The organism is Hymenobacter daecheongensis DSM 21074 (genome assembly GCF_900141805.1).
GTDB lineage: Bacteria > Bacteroidota > Bacteroidia > Cytophagales > Hymenobacteraceae > Hymenobacter > Hymenobacter daecheongensis.
This window is the reverse complement of the sequence record NZ_FQYN01000012.1, coordinates 49016-65726: the sequence shown is the minus strand read 5'-3', so window position 1 is coordinate 65726 and position 16711 is coordinate 49016. Positions and strand designations below refer to the sequence as shown.

At 58.5% G+C, this 16711-nt stretch carries 14 protein-coding genes and 1 tRNA gene; 6 read left to right on the top strand and 9 right to left on the bottom strand.

Translation table 11 applies throughout. The features are described from left to right. Positions 1 to 494 precede the first annotated feature (494 nt). From BUB62_RS18160 to BUB62_RS18145, 4 genes are all read right to left on the bottom strand, one after another. Positions 495 to 1766: an adenylosuccinate synthase gene (locus BUB62_RS18160; protein WP_073112635.1), complete on the bottom strand. Its 1272-nt coding sequence runs from the start codon at positions 1764 to 1766 to the stop codon at positions 495 to 497. Then, positions 1766 to 2113: an STAS domain-containing protein gene (locus BUB62_RS18155; RefSeq protein WP_073112633.1), complete on the bottom strand. Its 348-nt coding sequence runs from the start codon at positions 2111 to 2113 to the stop codon at positions 1766 to 1768. The genes BUB62_RS18160 and BUB62_RS18155 overlap by 1 nt, the downstream gene beginning before the upstream one ends. Continuing rightward, entirely contained in the window at positions 2110 to 2583 is a 474-nt protein-coding gene (locus tag BUB62_RS18150) for a Fur family transcriptional regulator (RefSeq protein ID WP_073112631.1), read from the bottom strand. The genes BUB62_RS18155 and BUB62_RS18150 overlap by 4 nt, the downstream gene beginning before the upstream one ends. Positions 2584 to 2976: 393 nt before the next feature. Further along, on the bottom strand, positions 2977 to 5184 hold the full coding sequence (locus tag BUB62_RS18145) for a RelA/SpoT family protein (RefSeq protein ID WP_073112629.1): 2208 nt from the start codon (positions 5182 to 5184) through the stop codon (positions 2977 to 2979). 235 nt (positions 5185 to 5419) lie between these two features. Between BUB62_RS18145 and BUB62_RS18140 the strand changes: the two genes are divergently transcribed. The 4 genes from BUB62_RS18140 to clpX all read left to right on the top strand — a co-directional run bounded on the left by BUB62_RS18140 (position 5420) and on the right by clpX (position 9352). Next, positions 5420 to 5501, top strand: a tRNA-Leu gene (locus BUB62_RS18140). Between the two features lie 110 nt (positions 5502 to 5611). Next, complete coding sequence (gene tig, locus BUB62_RS18135; RefSeq protein WP_073112627.1) at positions 5612 to 6946, top strand: trigger factor; 1335 nt, start codon at positions 5612 to 5614, stop codon at positions 6944 to 6946. A 109-nt stretch (positions 6947 to 7055) separates the two neighbouring features. Next, positions 7056 to 7763 (top strand): ClpP family protease, encoded by a 708-nt coding sequence (locus BUB62_RS18130; protein WP_262490520.1) that lies wholly within the window; start codon positions 7056 to 7058, stop codon positions 7761 to 7763. Positions 7764 to 8122: 359 nt separating this feature from the next. Then, positions 8123 to 9352, top strand: a complete 1230-nt coding sequence (clpX, locus tag BUB62_RS18125; RefSeq protein WP_073112624.1) for an ATP-dependent Clp protease ATP-binding subunit ClpX — start codon at positions 8123 to 8125, stop codon at positions 9350 to 9352. Positions 9353 to 9700: 348 nt separating this feature from the next. On the opposite strand, the gene lpxB is transcribed toward clpX, so the two are convergent. The 4 genes from lpxB to BUB62_RS18105 all read right to left on the bottom strand — a co-directional run bounded on the left by lpxB (position 9701) and on the right by BUB62_RS18105 (position 13436). Further along, on the bottom strand, positions 9701 to 10810 hold the full coding sequence (gene lpxB / locus BUB62_RS18120) for a lipid-A-disaccharide synthase (RefSeq protein ID WP_073112622.1): 1110 nt from the start codon (positions 10808 to 10810) through the stop codon (positions 9701 to 9703). 146 nt (positions 10811 to 10956) lie between these two features. Further along, positions 10957 to 11373, bottom strand: a complete 417-nt coding sequence (locus tag BUB62_RS18115; RefSeq protein WP_073112620.1) for a 6-pyruvoyl trahydropterin synthase family protein — start codon at positions 11371 to 11373, stop codon at positions 10957 to 10959. 159 nt (positions 11374 to 11532) lie between these two features. Next, entirely contained in the window at positions 11533 to 12531 is a 999-nt protein-coding gene (locus tag BUB62_RS18110; protein ID WP_073112618.1) for a FecCD family ABC transporter permease, read from the bottom strand. After that, positions 12528 to 13436: an ABC transporter substrate-binding protein gene (locus BUB62_RS18105; RefSeq protein ID WP_073112616.1), complete on the bottom strand. Its 909-nt coding sequence runs from the start codon at positions 13434 to 13436 to the stop codon at positions 12528 to 12530. Before BUB62_RS18105 ends, BUB62_RS18110 begins: the two co-directional genes overlap by 4 nt. A gap of 161 nt (positions 13437 to 13597) precedes the next feature. Between BUB62_RS18105 and rfaD the strand changes: the two genes are divergently transcribed. Then, the gene (gene rfaD, locus BUB62_RS18100) at positions 13598 to 14563 is read left to right on the top strand and encodes an ADP-glyceromanno-heptose 6-epimerase (RefSeq protein WP_073112614.1); all 966 of its coding nucleotides are present in this window, start codon (positions 13598 to 13600) and stop codon (positions 14561 to 14563) included. Between the two features lie 238 nt (positions 14564 to 14801). After that, a complete protein-coding gene (locus BUB62_RS18095) occupies positions 14802 to 16208 on the top strand; it encodes an FAD/NAD(P)-binding protein (RefSeq protein ID WP_143164273.1) in 1407 nt (468 codons plus the stop codon). Positions 16209 to 16375: 167 nt separating this feature from the next. Here BUB62_RS18095 and BUB62_RS18090 read toward each other — a convergent pair whose 3' ends face one another. Further along, the gene (locus BUB62_RS18090; RefSeq protein WP_073112610.1) at positions 16376 to 16633 is read right to left on the bottom strand and encodes a hypothetical protein; all 258 of its coding nucleotides are present in this window, start codon (positions 16631 to 16633) and stop codon (positions 16376 to 16378) included. Positions 16634 to 16711: the final 78 nt, after the last annotated feature.

The following is a 16711-nucleotide window of genomic DNA, read 5'->3' as shown; positions in this document are numbered from 1 at the left end:
TACAAACCTTTTTACTAATCGCAAGAAAAAGTTGGAAGTCTTTTTCCTCTTGCGCAACCGCCTCGTGTAAGCGGGGTGCAAAGGTAACTAGCTTTTCGCTTTTTCCAAGACAAGCAGAAAATTTCTTTTCCGCTTTTCGGCGTTTCCGCCGCCTCAGACCCGCCTCCGATTGAAGCGGGCTGCAAAGGTACGAGTACTTTTTCCAGACTTCCTATTTCAGGCCAAAACTTTTTTTCGGGTGACTCCGCAGAGCCCTGTGCCGAAAAGAAGGCGAAATCCAGGAAACGTGCCCTACCGCGTTTCGGTTTGGGAGTGCAAAAGTAGAAGCTGTTTTCGGATTATGCAACCCTATTCCCGGTGTTTTTTCTGAGAGACAACCAGCCTATTGCCTTTAGTGGTTACCAATCAACCGGTTGAGTTGGCCGCCATTCCTGATAAAAATTTAAGCCGGAGCTGCCCTGCGGCGACTCCGGCTTTCAGTGAGCCACTGACTCTTAGTTCATGTGGATGGTACTGACGCGGTCGGGGCCGACGCTGACGATGCGGATGGGCACCTGCAGATGCTCTTCCAGGAAGCGCAAGTACGATTTCAGAGCTTCCGGCAGGGCCTCGGCGGCTGTGATGCTTTGCAGATTCGCCTTCCAGCCGGGCAGCGTAGTGTACACGGGCTGCATGGTCTGTAGGGTACCGAGGTCGGGAAGCTGGTTGGTTTCCTCGCCGGCGGGGTTGCGGTAGTGAGTGCAAACGCGAATTTCGTCGAACTCGTCGAGCACATCGGCCTTCATAAGGTGTAGCTCGGAGACGCCATTGAGCATGATGGTGTAGCGCAGGGCGGGTAGGTCGATCCAGCCGCAGCGGCGGGGGCGGCCGGTAGTGGCTCCGAATTCGCGGCCGGCAGCACGGATCTGCTCGCCTACTTCGTCATGTAGCTCGGTGGGAAACGGGCCGCTGCCGACGCGGGTGCAGTAGGCTTTGGTGATGCCGAACACCTTATCTATATGGCGCGGAGCGATGCCGAGGCCGGTGCAGGCGCCTGCCACGATGGTGCTGGACGAGGTGACGAAGGGATAGGTGCCGAAATCGATATCCAGCAATGAGCCCTGGGCGCCTTCGGCCAGGATGCGCTTGCCCTGTTTGAGCAGGTCGTTGAGCAGGTATTCGGTGTCGGTGAGGTTGAGGGTGCGCAGGTAGTCGATGGCAGAGAAGAAGTCGGTTTCGAACTCCTCGATTTCCAGCTCCTTATTATGGAATGCGGCTAGTGTGGCGTGGCGGGCCACGGCTTCAGCGTACCGCTCTCGGAAGTCGGGCAGTAGCACGTCGCCGATGCGCAGGCCGGTGCGGCCTATTTTATCCTGGTAGGTGGGGCCGATTCCCTTCAGGGTAGAACCAATTTTGCCGCCGCCCCGGGCCTCTTCCAGAATCCGGTCGAGGGCGCGATGCGACGGCAAAATGAGCTGGGCCTTCTTGGAAATGCAGAGGTTGCGGGTACCATCTACTCCCCTATCGGTGAGCTTCTGCAATTCTTGTCGGAAAACTACCGGGTCGAATACGACTCCGTTGCCGACGACATTGATAATATGCGGGTGAAAGATACCGGAAGGAACCTGGTGCAGAACGTGCTTGGTGCCCTCGAAGGTGAGGGTATGGCCAGCATTGGGGCCGCCCTGGAAGCGGGCTACTACGTCGTAGGTGGGGGCTAGGACATCGACGATTTTGCCTTTGCCTTCATCGCCCCATTGGAGGCCTACTAGTACATCTACGGGCATTAGTGCGGGGTTTTGAGTAACTCGGTGGCGGCCGATTCGCTTTCGGCAACCGTGAAAATGGCGTTAAGCTTGGTGAGGGCCAGCATTTTTTTGGGGTGATCAGCAGGGTTAATGAGCACCAACTCGCCGCCGCGACTGCGGAATTTGGTGAGCAGCGACACCAGCACGCCGATGCCGGTGCTGTTGATGTAGCGCACGCCCGACAAATCGATGGCGCAGAGCATGACGGACTCGCCGAGGTGCTCATCCACGGAATGGAGCAACTGCTGGGTGTCGGGGCTACCGATCAGGTCGCCGGAAAGCGCAACGTGCAGGATGCCGTTGCTGACAGAGGATTCAGTTTTCATGCGTTGGCGGCGTGTGCGGCGGCTTTGGCGCGACAATCGCCGCACACGCCGTACAGGTTTAAAGAGTGGTGCAAGATATGGAAATTCAAAAGGTCGCCGACCATGGTCTGGATGCCGTGTATGCGTGGGTCGCAGAACTCGACGACTTTATGGCACTCGGTGCAGATGACATGGTCGTGCTGACGGTAGCCATAGGACTTCTCGTACTGGGCGAGGTTGCGACCAAACTGGTGCTTGCTGACGAGGCCATGCTCCACGAGTAGGTCGAGGGTGTTGTAGACGGTAGCGCGGCTGACCTGCAGGCCCTGGTTTTTCATACCGGCAAATAGCTCTTCTACATCAAAGTGGCCAGTGCGCGAGTAGATTTCTTCCAGAATGGCGTAGCGCTCCGAGGTCTTGCGCAGGCCTTTATTTTCGAGGTAGGCGGTGAAGATCTTTTTGACCTCCTCAAACTTCTCTTTATCCAGCATTTTGTAGCCCTATATATAAGGAGTGGCGAAGGTAGGCAGAAAGCATAGAAACCGGGGAGCGACGTATCAGTTTGGCCGGAAGTTTTACAACAGCCTGACGGATTTTTTATAAGAATATGGCTTGCAGAATGAGGGCGTGAAAAGTGGTCAGGTGAAAGTAGTGCGGCATGGTCGTTCTTCGGAGCGCCTCACCCCCGGGCACCATCTCCTAAAAGGAGAGGGGGAGCCAGATGGTAAAGATGTCTTTACTTCCGCTCGACCACTTAAACCAACGGAAGTGTGGGGACAGGATGCTTCTCTAGTTTAGCGTGCCTCATTCTGCTTCGCTCGAAGTGATAGACTGGTGACACATGTTTTTTTATACCAGCTAGGACTTTTTAGACTTTTTTAAGCCTAACTATCGAACCTCTCCACCAAGAGCACGCCATTTACTTTGCTCAGGCGCTGAATGAGTTTGGTCAGGTGGCTGGTGTCGTTGACGTAGACGATGATCTGGCCTTCGAACATACCGTCGTTGGAGTCGATGGTGATGGAGCGCATGTTTACTTTCAGGCTGTTGCTGATGATCTTGGTCACATCGTTAACGAGGCCCACGCGGTCGGAGCCCTGGATGCGGATGCCGGCCAGAAAGGCCAGCTCCAGCTGGTCGGTCCACTTGGCGCGCACGATGCGGTTGCCGTAGTTCGACATCATGCCTACGGCCTTCGGGCAGGAGGTGCGGTGGATGACGATGCCCTCGTCGGTTTCGAAGCCGAACACGTCGTCGCCGGGAATCGGGTTGCAGCAGGGCGCGATGGTGTAGTCGAACTTGTCGGTGTGCTCCCCTATCACTAGCATATCGGCCCGTACGCCACGGATTTTCTGCACTTCCTTATCGAAGGTTTTGGGCTCCAGGATGGACGGCAAGCGCGGCACTTCTGTGGTGGGGTCGAAGAGGCTTTCTTTGATTTCGCGGCCGTCGATCTGGCCGATGGCGAGGCGGTAGAAGAAATCCTGGGGGTTGTAGACGTTGAAGTGGGCGAAGAGGCGGTTAAGGTTGTCGGGGGTGCTGGGCACGCCGAGTAGCTCCAGGCGCTTTTCCACCAGGTAGCGGCCATCCTCGGCCTTGGTGCGCTTGTCGTCGCGCAGGAACTCGCGGATCTTGTTGCGGGCCTTGGCGGTGCTCACGTACTGCAGCCATTCCTCGGTAGGCTTCTGCTTCTGCGAGGTCAGAATCTCGATCTGGTCGCCGTTGCGGAGCTGATAGCTCAGGGGCTGAAGCTTTTGGTTGACCTTCGCACCCAGGCACTGCATCCCGATGTGGGTGTGGATTTCGAAGGCAAAATCCAGGGCCGTGGACTTCTCGGGCAGGATAACCAGCTTGCCCTTGGGCGTAAAGGCGTAGACCTCCTTCACGAACAGGTTCTGGCGGAACTCGTCCATGAATTCGAGGGCGCTGGAGTTGTTGGTTTCCAGCATCTCGCGCACTTTGGCAATCCAGGCTTCCAGCGTCGATTCGGGCTGGGGGGCCCCGGTGTCCTTGTATTTCCAGTGGGCGGCGTAGCCCTTCTCGGCAATGTCGTCCATGCGGCGGCTGCGGATCTGCACTTCCACCCACTGCCCGGTGCGCGACATCACTGTCGTGTGCAGGCTCTCGTAGCCGTTGGCCTTGGGCGTGCTCACCCAGTCGCGCAGGCGGTCGGGGTTGGGCTGGTAGAAGTCCGTCACGATGCTGTAGACCTGCCAGCAGGCGGCTTTTTCCTGCTCCGGGGGCACGTCCAGAATCACGCGGATGGCAAACAGGTCGTACACCTCGTCGAAGGTCACGTTCTGCTTGCGCATCTTCCTTAATATAGAGTAGATGCTTTTGGGCCGGCCCTTGATTTCGAAGTCGAAGCCCTGGGCCTTCAGCTCCTCATCGACGGGGGCCACAAACTCCTTGATGAAGCGGTTGCGGGCCCCCCGGCTCTGGCGCACCTTGTTGGTCAGCTCGTTGAAAACCTCCGTATCGGTGTACTTCAGGTAGAGGTCTTCCAGCTCGCTCTTGATGGCGTAGAGGCCCAGGCGGTGGGCCAGCGGGGCGTAAAGGTAAATGGTTTCGGAGGCAATCTTGAGCTGCTTGTGGCGCGGCATCGAGTCCAGGGTCCGCATGTTGTGCAGGCGGTCGGCGAGCTTGATGAGGATAACGCGCACGTCCTCCGAGAGCGTGAGCAGCATCTTGCGGAAGTTCTCGGCCTGCTCCGAGGTGCCGTACTCGAACACGCCCGAAATCTTGGTCAGCCCGTCCACGATGCGGGCTACTTTGCTGCCGAACTCGCGCTCCACGTCGGCAATTTCCCAGGGCGTATCTTCCACCACGTCGTGCAGCAGGGCCGCCACGATGCTGGTGGTGCCCAGCCCGATTTCCTCCACCACAATTTGGGCCACGGCCAGCGGGTGCAGAATGTAGGGCTCGCCGGACTTGCGGCGCATTTCCTTGTGGGCCTCCAGGGACGTGTTGAAGGCCTTTTTGATCAGCTTGGCGTCGTTGCCGGAGAGGTAAGGCTTGGCGGTGCGGAGCAGGCGGCGGTAGTGGCGCAGAATCTCGTTGCGCTCTACTTCGGGGTCGATGAGGGTTGCCATGTATGCGGGGCGGGGCGGAAAGGCCCCAAGAACTGATGATCTATACGAAAGTACTACGACGCTGCCAGGGTTTGGGGCGCAAAGAGTTTTTTATAACACCAACCCCACCGGAAACGGTACCAATTTGCTCCTTATCAGTAGCACCACTCATTTCTGCCCATCCAACTTTGCGCCCGGATTTGAATTTCAACATTGCTTGCGTAGCTTTGCGCCCCCGAGGCAGACGGCCTCACCCGCGGATGTGGCGAAATTGGTAGACGTGCCAGACTTAGGATCTGGTGCCGCAAGGCGTGTGGGTTCGAGTCCCTCCATCCGCACTTTTAGTTTCTTTAACAGCTTGAAAAACCCTCAACCCACCCGTTGGGGGTTTCTTTTTCACGGCTCCGGCCGGCTGCTTTCCTCTGTTTACCCTAACCGACGACCCGTTTTGAATATCACCCTCGACAAGAACGACGACCAGCTGAGTGCCATCCTGACAGTACACCTGACGGAGGCTGACTACGCGGCTACCGTGGAAAACAAGCTGAAAGACTACAGCAAGAAGGCGCAAATCAAAGGGTTCCGGCCGGGTAAAGTGCCCGTGGCACTCGTGCGCAAGATGTACGGCAAAGGCATTCTGGTGGAAGAAATCAACGGCCTGCTGGGCAAGTCGGTGGATGGCTACATCAAGGAAAACAACATCAAAATCCTGGGTGAGCCGCTGCCCGTGCAGGTGAAGGACATCGACTTCGACATGCAGAAGGAGTTCGACTTCCAGTTTGAGCTGGGCCTGCTGCCCGATTTCGAGCTGCCCGCCGACCAGAGCCTGAACGTGGACCGCCACCAGGTGAGCCTGGACGATAACACGCTGACCGAAACCTACGACCAGATCAACCGGCAGTTTGGCGAGAGCACCAACCCCGAGGTGTCGGAGGCTGGCGACTACCTCTACGGCAAGCTGAAAAAGGCTGACGACGAGGCTTCGGAGCGCCCCGTTTTGCTGCCCATAAGCAAGGTGAAGAACGGCGCGGAGAAGTTCATCGGCTTGAAGCCCGGCGACGTGCTGACCTTCGATTTGAGCGATGCCTTCGGCGGCGACGCTTCGAGCATTGCCTCATTCTCAGGTCTTTCGAAAGAGGAAGCCGGCAAGGTGAGCGGCGACTATGCCCTGACGGTGGAGAAAATCAACCGCACGGAGAAGCCCGAGCTGAACCAGGAGCTGTTCGACAAGGTATTCGGCAAGGACATCGTGACTTCGGCCGAGGAGTTTGACACGAAAGTGCGCGAAACCATCCAGGAGAACTACGACCGCGAGGCAGAAGGCTTCGTGAGCCGTCAGATCATTGACAAGATGGTGGACGCTACCACTATCCAGATTCCGAAGGAGTTCTTCAAGAAGTGGCTGCTGCGCGCCAACGAAGGCAAGCTGACTGCCGAGCAGATTGAGGAGCACTACAACGACTATGAGAAGGAGCTGAAGTGGTCGATGATCCGCAACAAAGTAGTGGAGGAGCAGGGCCTGAAGGTGTCGAACGACGAGATTGTGGAGCGCACTATGCAGAAGATTATGGGCCAGTTCAACCTGCCCGAAATCAGCGAGGAGCTGCAGGAATCGGTGCGCGGCTTTGCCGACAACTTCCTGCGTCAGGAGAACGGCAAGAACTACGTACAGGAGTATGAGGCCATTCTGGCAGAGAAAGTCATCGAAAACCTGCGCGGCAAAGTTGTTGTTAATGACAACCCGATTTCGGCCGAGGACTTCCGGACTCAGAACGCTGGCTAACGCTTCGCGCTTCGGTTTCTAAACCAACAAAAAAGCCCTTACTTGCCGTTAGGGCTTTTTTGTTGCCCGCTGGTTTCGTCTCACCTTCTCTTCTTCTACTTTTCCCATCATGCTGAATAAACAAGAATTCCGCAAGTTCGCCGTCAAAGGCCAGGGCCTCAGCGGCCTGGGCGTGGACCAATACCTGAATCATGTTGAAGGCCAGGTACGCAACGGCCTGATTATGCCCACCGGCATGACCCGCTCGGTGATTGAGGAGCGCCCCACGCGCTTCGCCGAAATTGACGTATTCTCCCGCCTCATCATGGACCGCATCGTGTTCCTGGGCACGGCCGTGGATGATTATATCGCCAACATCATCACCGCCCAGCTGCTGTTCCTGGAGTCGGCGGATGCCAAGAAGGACATTCTGCTCTACATCAACTCGCCCGGCGGCTCGGTGTATGCCGGCCTCGGCATTTATGACACCATGCAGTATGTGGGTCCGGATGTAGCGACGATCTGCACCGGCCTGGCGGCCTCGATGGGCGCCGTACTGCTGGCCGGCGGGGCCAAGGACAAGCGCTCGGCCCTCCCCCACGCCCGCGTGATGATTCACCAGCCTTCGGGTGGCGCGCAAGGCCAGTCGTCGGATATCGAAATCACGGCCCGCGAGATTCTCAAGCTCAAGAAGGAGCTGTACGATATTCTGGCTCAGCACACCGGCAAAACCTACCAGGAAATCCACGACAACTCCGACCGTGACTACTGGATGCGCGCGGATGAGGCCAAAGAGTACGGCCTGATTGACGAGGTGCTGGAGAAGAAGGTGGCGTAAACCTCATCCCCAACCCCCTCTCCAAAAGCGAGGGGGCTTGGGTTAGCAATCATTCGTCAGCACGCGAGATGCTTTGGCTTCGCTCCTGCTGTTCTTGCAACCTTTTTCAACAAGCAAAGCCCTTTACTGTTGTGCGGTAAAGGGCTTTGTGCGTTGAATAACAGTTGTAGTGAACGGCGAGGAAGGTCCTTCGCAGGCGTACGCCAGATAAAGGATGACTGATCTAATAAAAGATCCAACAACACCGCATTCGGGCCAAAAGCAACTTTTTTCGGTGCGGGTGGCGTTGGCGTTTTCGTACCTTTGAGTTGCCGGTGTTACATTCGGCTTCCCCTACCCTGTTTCTGAGAGTTCTAGCAATGGCAGATATAACGTGCTCCTTCTGCGGTAAAAGCAAAAAAGACGTCACGGTCATGATTTCCGGCATCAATGCGCACATCTGTGAGCGGTGCGTGGGGCAGGCCCAGCAAATTCTGAACGAGGAGAATAAGATTCGCTCGAACTCGAAGACGCCGAAATTCAACCTCGTGAAGCCGCGCGAGATGAAGGAGTACCTCGACCAGTACGTGGTGGGCCAGGAGGAAGCTAAAAAGGTGATGTCGGTGGCCGTGTACAACCACTACAAGCGTCTGATGCAGCCGAAGGCTTCGACCAAGGACGATGTGGTGATTGAGAAATCGAACATCATGATGGTGGGCGAAACCGGCACGGGCAAGACCTTTTTGGCCAAAATGCTGGCTAACATCCTGCAGGTGCCCTTCTGCATTGCCGATGCCACGGTGCTCACCGAGGCCGGCTACGTGGGCGAGGATGTAGAAAGCATCCTAACCCGCCTGCTCCAGGCCGCCGACTACAACGTGGAAGCCGCCGAGCGCGGCATCGTCTACATTGACGAAGTAGACAAGATTGCCCGTAAGAGCGACAACCCCAGTATCACGCGCGACGTGAGCGGCGAGGGCGTGCAGCAGGCCATGCTGAAGCTGCTGGAAGGCACCACCGTGAACGTACCGCCTCACGGCGGCCGCAAGCACCCCGAGCAGAAGATGATTACGGTGAACACCGAGAACATCCTGTTCATCTGCGGCGGGGCCTTCGTGGGCATCGAGCGCATCATCAAGAGCCGCCTGAATACCAAGCCCATGGGCTTCGCCAAAACGATGCTGGACGATAAGGTGGACACCAACAACTTCCTGCGCTACGTGACGGCCATGGACATGAAAGCCTTCGGCCTGATTCCGGAGCTGATTGGCCGTCTGCCGGTGCTCACCCACCTCAACCCGCTCGACCACGCCACGCTACGCAAAATCCTGACCGAGCCGAAAAACTCGATTGTGAAGCAGTACAACCGCCTCTTCGAGATGGAAGGCGTGGAACTGACCTTCACCGAGGAAGCGCTGGAGTATATCGTGGTAAAAGCCGACGAGTACCGCCTCGGGGCCCGCGGCCTGCGCAGCATCTGCGAAAGCATCATGACCGATGCCATGTTCGACATTCCGTCGGAATCGGATGTGAAGGAGCTGGTTATTGATCTGGACTACGCCCAGAGCAAGTTTGAAAAGTCACCGCTGAAGCAGTTGCGGGCGGCGTAAGCGTTAGATACAAGCCTTGTTGGGCAAAGACCTGAGTTTAAAGGTTACTTTGACTGTTGACTTTGCAATGTCTGTAGCTGGGGTTGTGGACTTCTTCTCATTTGTAAAAATGGTATTATCCCAAAACTTGACAGCCATGATGACATCGCTCATAAGTGTAGTAGGTGGAGTAGCTCTCGTGGGAGGAACGGTTCCGGCTCCATGCTATCAAGATATTGAAAGCATAGAATAAGTAATCTTAATTCAGGACAGAGAGCGGAGGTTCGAGTCCTCCACTTCCCACCAGACTCAAAAAGCCCCATTAGAAAGTTCTAATGGGGCTTTTTTATAAGTTAAAATATCACTCACTTACTCTTTCAAATACCCCACCATCAACTCCGCCGCTTTCTGCGCGGCATTATTGCGCCCGAGTTTCTCCTGTAGTTCCGCGTAGCCGGCTTTCTGCTCGGCAATAAATGCTTCGTCGGCAGTGATTTTTTTCAGTTCCGTGACCAGGTTGCGGGAGTTGAATTCGCCCTGAATCAGTTCTTTTACCACTTCCTTGCCGGCAATCAGGTTGACCAGGGAAATGTAGGGCACTTTGATAACGGCCTTGCCGATGGCGTAAGACACAGCGCTGGTGCGGTAGCAGACCACCTGGGGCACGTTGAACAGGGCTGTTTCCAGGGTGGCGGTGCCGCTGGTGACGAGGGCGGCTTTGGCGTGAGCGAGCAGGTCGTAGGTTTGGTCGAAAAGGATGCGCACGTTGTTGCGCTCGAAGTTGGCGTAGTAGCTGCGCTCCAGGTTCGTCACGCCGGCCACGATGAACTGGTAGTCGAGGAAGGGCGGCAGGATGGCGAGCATCTCGTAGAGCATCTCCTCGATTTCCTGCTTGCGCGAGCCGGGCAGCACAGCAATGATGGGCTTCTGCGAGTCGAGGTTGTTGCGCTGGTAGAAGTCGGTGGTGACGGGGTGCTCAGCAATGGCATCCACGGTGGGGTTGCCGATGTAGTCCACGTCGTAGCCGAAGCGCTGGTAGAATTCCTTCTCGAAGGGCAGGATGACGAACATCTTGTCTACCAGGGCTTTCACTTGATGCACGCGGCCTTGGTTCCAGGCCCAGATTTTGGGCGAGATGTAGTAGAATACTTTCAGGCCCTGGGCCTTGGCGAACTTGGCCACGCGCAGGTTGAAGCCGGCGTAATCAATCAGAATCACGACGTCGGGCTGGTAGGCCTGAATATCGCGCTGGCACTCCTTGAGGTAGCCGCGAAACTTGAGGATGCTGGTAGCCGCTTCCCAGAAGCCCATAATGGCCATTTCCTGGTAGTGGTGCACGAGCGTGCCGCCTTCGGCCTGCATCATGTCGCCGCCCCAGCCACGGAATTCGGCTTCGGGGTCTTGTTGGCGCAGTTCGCGCATGAGGTGCGAGGCGTGAAAGTCGCCGGAACGCTCACCGGCTATCAGGTAATACTTCATTTAGTTGAAATGCGGCCTTTATGAGCCTAATCAAAAATCGGTGCGTGTCATGCTGAGCTTGTCGAAGCATCTCTACCGCTTCGTTGTAATGGCACTAATTAGCATTGCAGTAGAGATGCTTCGACAAACTCAGCATGACAGTACAGTTACTCGCCGTAATATTCCACGAAGTTGCGGGGGGTTTCGTAGAGCTTGATGCAGTGCAGTTGGGCAGCGGAGATTTTGGCGATTTCGGGGGCCAGAATTTGCCAGAAGGCCACCACCAGGTTTTCGGTGCTGGCGAGCTGGTCCTTCATGAAGGGCACGTCGAGGTTGAGGTTTTTGTGGTCAACCTGGTCCACGACATGCTCGCGGATGAGGGAGCTGAGGGCCTTTAGGTCGATGACAAAGCCGGTTTCCGGGTCGGGCTGGCCCTTCACGGTTACGATCAGGTCGTAGTTGTGGCCGTGCCAGTTGGTATTGGCGCAGGGGCCGAATACCTGCTGGTTGCGCTCCTGGGTCCAGGCAGGGTTATACAGCTTGTGAGCGGCGTTGAAGTGCTCCTGCCGGCTGACGTAGATCATTCGTTGATGTGCTAATGTGTTGATTTGCTGATGTGCTGATGGACATGCCGCAGTTGAGCGGCTCGGGTCAGGCTTCGTGCCGAAGGCAGTTGAGCAATGGAGAAAACCGGCCGTAAGCCGATAGAAATCAACACATCAACGCATCAGCAAATCAGCACATCAACTCTTTTTCCGCAGCAAATATACGAAGAACGGTACGCCGAACAGGGCCGTAATGAGGCCGACGGGCAAACCGGCGGGCGGGTAGAGCAGGCGGGCCAGCAGGTCGCAGCCGAGCAGGAAGTCGGCCCCGAGCAGGGCGCAGAACAGCAGGTTGGCCTTGCCCGTGACGCCCAGCAGCCAACGCGTGAGGTGCGGAATCATGAGGCCTACGAAGCCTACGGGGCCGCACAAAGCCACAATGCAGCCCGTGAGCCCCGAAGCCGTGATGACCAGCAGCCAGCGCGTGCGGGCTACCGGCACGCCCAGGGCCTGGGCCCGCTCCTCGCCCAGGAGCAGGATATTGATGCCTTTCTGCAGGAAAATCAGCAGTCCCAAAGCCAGCAACAGCGCCCCGGCGGGGTAAGCCAGCACGTCCCAGCCGGCCCGCTCGAAGCTGCCCATTGCCCAGAAAACCACCGTGCGCAGCTTGCCTTCGGAAGTGGAAAGAAACGTGAGCAGCCCGCCGATGGCCGTGGTGAGGGAGCTGAGCGCGACGCCAGCCAGCAGCAATTGCGCCGGCATAATCTTGCCCCGCTGCGTGCCCAGCGCTACCACCACCAGCGTAGTGACCAAAGCCCCAGCCAGCGCGGCCAGCGGTGGCAGATACAGGCCGTGCAGCATTACATCGGGCAGCAGGGCGAAGCACAGAATAGCGCCCAGCGAAGCGCCCGAGGCGGTTCCGAGCAGATACGGGTCGGCCAGAGCGTTGTTCACCATAGCCTGCATGAGGTAGCCGCTCACGGCCAGGCCGGCTCCGGCCAGCAAAGCCATCAGAATGCGCGGCAGGCGCAGCTGCACCAGCACCAGCTGGGCGGGGTCGGTGGCATCGTAGTGGAGCAGGGTGCGGCCGATGAAGGCGTAGTCCAGCGCGAAGCTGCCCACGCGTAGGCCCACCACTACTAAGGCGGCCATGAGGAGCAGCGCGGCCAGCAGCCAGGGCGCGGCAGGGCGGCTCATGGACGCAGCAGCCCTTGCAGCTCCCGCACCGACTGCATCACGCGCGGGCCGGGCCGCTCCATCAAATCACCCGTAATGGCGTAGATGCGGTGGTTTTGGTAGGCTTTGATGCGCTTCAGCTCGGGGTATTTTTTGAAAAACGTGCTGTCCAGCTTGCCGAAGCTGCCGCCGATGAGGATGTCGGGGTTAAGCTGCAGAATGTACTCGCGGGTGAGGGCCGGGTAGGGCTGGGGGAATTTTTCAACCACCGCATTCTGGCCGCCGGCAAGGCTGATTTTGTCGGTGAACAGCGTGTTTTGGCCGTACACGTAAATCGGGTCCTGCCAAGTGATGGCCAGCACTTTCGGGGCCGGCTGGGGCGGCTGTTTCGGCTGAATTGCTCGCAGCTCGGTGGCCAGCGAGTCGGTAAGCCGCTTTGCCATCTGCTCCCGGCCCAGGATGCGGCCCAGATCTTGGAGGCCGCGCAACACATCGGCTACTTTCTCATATTTCTGGTAATAAACCGGGATGCCCAGCTTCTGCAGGCGGGCCGCGTCGTCCAGGGAGGTGATGCCGTCGGTGGTGAAGACTACGTCGGGGTGCAGCTTTACGAGGCTTTCCAGGTCGAGCGGGTAGCTGTTGACGATAGGCTTGCGCAGGGCGGCTTTGGGAAAATCGCAGACCTGGGTGCGGCCGATGATGGTAACGGTATCGGCCACGGCGTAGAGCATTTCGGTCATGGACGCGGCCAGGGCCATAATGCGGCGCGGGTGGGCGGGCACAGTGAGGCGGCGGCCGAGGTCGTCGGTGAGCTGATGCGGCGCGGCGGCCGCGGCGGGCGGCCGGGCGTGGTTGTCAGATTGGCAGGCGCTGAACAGCAGGATCAGCAAAAGCGGCTGCGAGAGCCGGAGCACGAAACGAATCATGCGTTAAAGGTAGTGCGACGCGGCAAAGCCGGCAGCGTTTTTTCGTTTATGCTCTGCGCCCTCTGCGTTTTCCTCTGCGTACCTCTGCGGGAACCGTCGTTGTTTATTTCGCGCCTCCCACCCCACCGTTTTTCCCTACTTTTGGCCAAAATCTTCGCCTTATGATAGTTGTCACCGGAGCGGCCGGCTTTATTGCCAGCTGCCTTGTTACCCGCCTGAACGCCGCCAATTTCAACGATATCGTGGTGGTCGATAATTTTGCCGTGGAGCGCAAGCTCGCCAACCTGAAGGGCAAGCGCCTGCGTGAATACGTGGACCGCAACGAGTTTTTTGAGTGGCTGGACGCCAACCACGAGCAGGTCGAGTTCATCTTCCACCTGGGGGCCCGCACCGATACCACGGAGCAGGACAAGGCCATTTTCGATCTGCTGAACCTGGAGTATTCGCAGAAGATGTGGCGGGCCTGCTGCCAGTATCAGCTGCCGCTGGTGTATGCCTCCTCAGCCGCCACCTACGGCTCGGGCACGCTGGGCTACTCCGACGACGACGCGCTGCTGCCTTTGCTCAAGCCCCTGAATCCCTACGGCGACTCCAAGAACGACTTCGACAACTGGGCCGTGCAGCAGCCGGAGAAGCCGTTTTTCTGGGCGGGCCTGAAGTTTTTCAACGTGTATGGCCCCAACGAATACCACAAGGGCCGCATGGCCTCGGTGATTTTCCACGCCTTCGAGCAGATCCGCAAGACTGGCTCCATGACCTTGTTCCGCTCGCACAACCCCGACTTCGCCGACGGCGAGCAGCAGCGCGACTTCGTGTATGTGAAAGACGTGGTAGAAGTGTGCTTCTTTCTGATGAACAACCGCAAGCACTCCGGCATCTATAACCTGGGCACCGGCGAAGCTCGTACGTTTATGGACCTCACCCTGAACACCTTCCAGGCCCTGGACCGCACCGCCGATATCCGGTTCCGCGATACGCCTGAGGACATCCGCGACACCTACCAGTACTACACCCAGGCTGATATGAGCAAGCTGCGCGGCATTGGCTACGACCGGCCCTTCACGCGCCTGGAAGACGGTATTGATGACTACGTGCGCAATTATCTGGTGCCCGGCGCGTATCTGTAGCCGCGCGGCCCGGCAGCGAATGCCATAATTTTAGTGTGGCCGCCAATGGGCTGACCGCTCGCCGTTTCTACGCAATTGCCCTTATTGCAGCCCGGCTCCGCTTAACTCGGGGCCGGGCTTTTGCGTTTTGCCGAAACCGAGGCCGCCGCAACTCCTGTCAACCAGCATACAGGACTTTACACCCGCTTTTTTCACCTTTTCGCCACCAGCTTCCCTCACGCTTTCACATTACACCTGGGTGCAACGACGAACGATTACGATTATCGGGGGCGGCTTTTCGGGCGCGATGCTGCTGGTGCAGCTGGCGCACCTGCGCGGCGGCCCGCACCCCATCGACGTCCACCTGGTGGAGCCGCGCCCGGCGCCCGGCCCCGGCCTGGCCTACTCGGCGCGGCGGCCCGAATACCTGCTAAACGTGCGTACGCCGGCCCTGAGCGCCTTCCCCGGCGACCCCGACCACTTCACGAACTGGGTGGCCACCACCGAACTGCCCGCCTGCGCCCAGCAATTCTGCTCCCGCCAGATCTACGGCCGCTATCTGCAGGAGCTGGTTTCGACGGTATTGGCGCAGCCAGCCATGAATGGCATGCGGTTTTTCTGGTACCAGGATGCGGCCGTGGCCGCTACGGTGGCCCCCGATAAGTACTCCGCGACGGTGCAGCTGGCCAGTGGGCACGCCCTGCGCACCGATCAGGTGGTGCTGGCGCTGGGCAATTTTGCGCCCCTCCCTCCTACCGGCCCGGCTCAGGCGTACCTCCACCACCCCACCTACCACGGCAACCCCTGGGCCAAAGGGGCGCTGCGCGGCATTGCGCCGGAGCACTCAGTGCTGCTCATCGGCTCGGGGCTGACGGCGGTGGATGTACTGCTGGGGCTGGCCGCCGATGGCCACACCGGCCCCGTGACGGTGGTTTCGCGCAACGGCCGCTGGCCCGCTGAGCACGGCCCCATAACGACCGGCTACCCCAGCTTCTACGCCACCGAGCTGGCGGGTCTCACCACCGTGGGCGCGGTGTTGCGGGCAGTGCGCGGCCGGGTGCGGGCCGCCGCCCGGCAGGGCATCGACTGGCGGCCGGTGCTGGATTCGCTGCGGCCGGATCTGGGCCGCATCTGGGCGGCGTGGCCGCTGGCGGAGCAGGCGCGGTTTCTGCGCCATCTGGCCTCCATCTGGTCGGTGGTGCGGCACCGGAGCCCGCCGCAAAACCAGGCCGCCGTGCAGGCCATGCTGGATGCGGGCATCGTCAGGATGCAGCTGGGCCGGGTGCGGCAGCTGGTGCCCCAGGGCGAAGACTTAGCGGTACAGATTGAGAAGCGGGGCTACCAACACTGGCTGACGGCCCGCCACGTCATCACCTGCACCGGCCCGCTGCTCGACTACCGCCGCATCGACGACCCGCTGGTAATAGGTCTGCGCGAAGCCGGGCAGCTGGTCCCAGATCCGTTGGGTTTGGGCATGCTGACTGATTCGCACGGTGCATTATTAGACAAAGAGCAGCAGGTGTCGCCGGTATTTTTCACGCTCGGCCCCAGCCGCCGCCCGGCTTACTTCGAATCGACGGCCGTGCCGGAGCTGCGCCAGCAGGCGCTGGCGCTGGCCCAGTGGCTGGCTGAGATGTCTGACAGCCAAAAACGCCTGTCATCCTGAGCAAAGCGAAGGACCTTCCTCTTTGCCAGTACAAAGCTGTTTTAAATGAGCAAAGCTCTTTACTAGCGTGCGGTAGAGGGCTTTGTGCGTTGAAAGGAGTTTTGGTAGTGCGAAAAGAGGAAGGTCCTTCGCAAGCTCAGGATGACAAAATATAGGCAGTAGCCAACTCAGGCGGCTTGTTCCAGTTCCCTGTACATGGGCACCACTGCCATTTCCGGAGCGGCGGCCATCGGCGCTTGCGCAGCCAGATCGTCGGCGTGACGGCGCAGGGCGCGCATGAGCAGATATTTGTATTTTTCCGCATCAGCCAACGCAGCTTCGATGGCTTGCACGGCATCGGCGTAGGCCACTACAGGCTGCAGCTCGCGGCGCGGACGACGGGCTTCAAAAACGTGATTCTCCAGGTATCCAGCGGGGTTTTTCATAAAGAAAAGCAGGTTGAAATCAACTTATTCACAGCTGCATTTAGAACACAAAAACCCGCTCCAACATTCCTTAGAGTG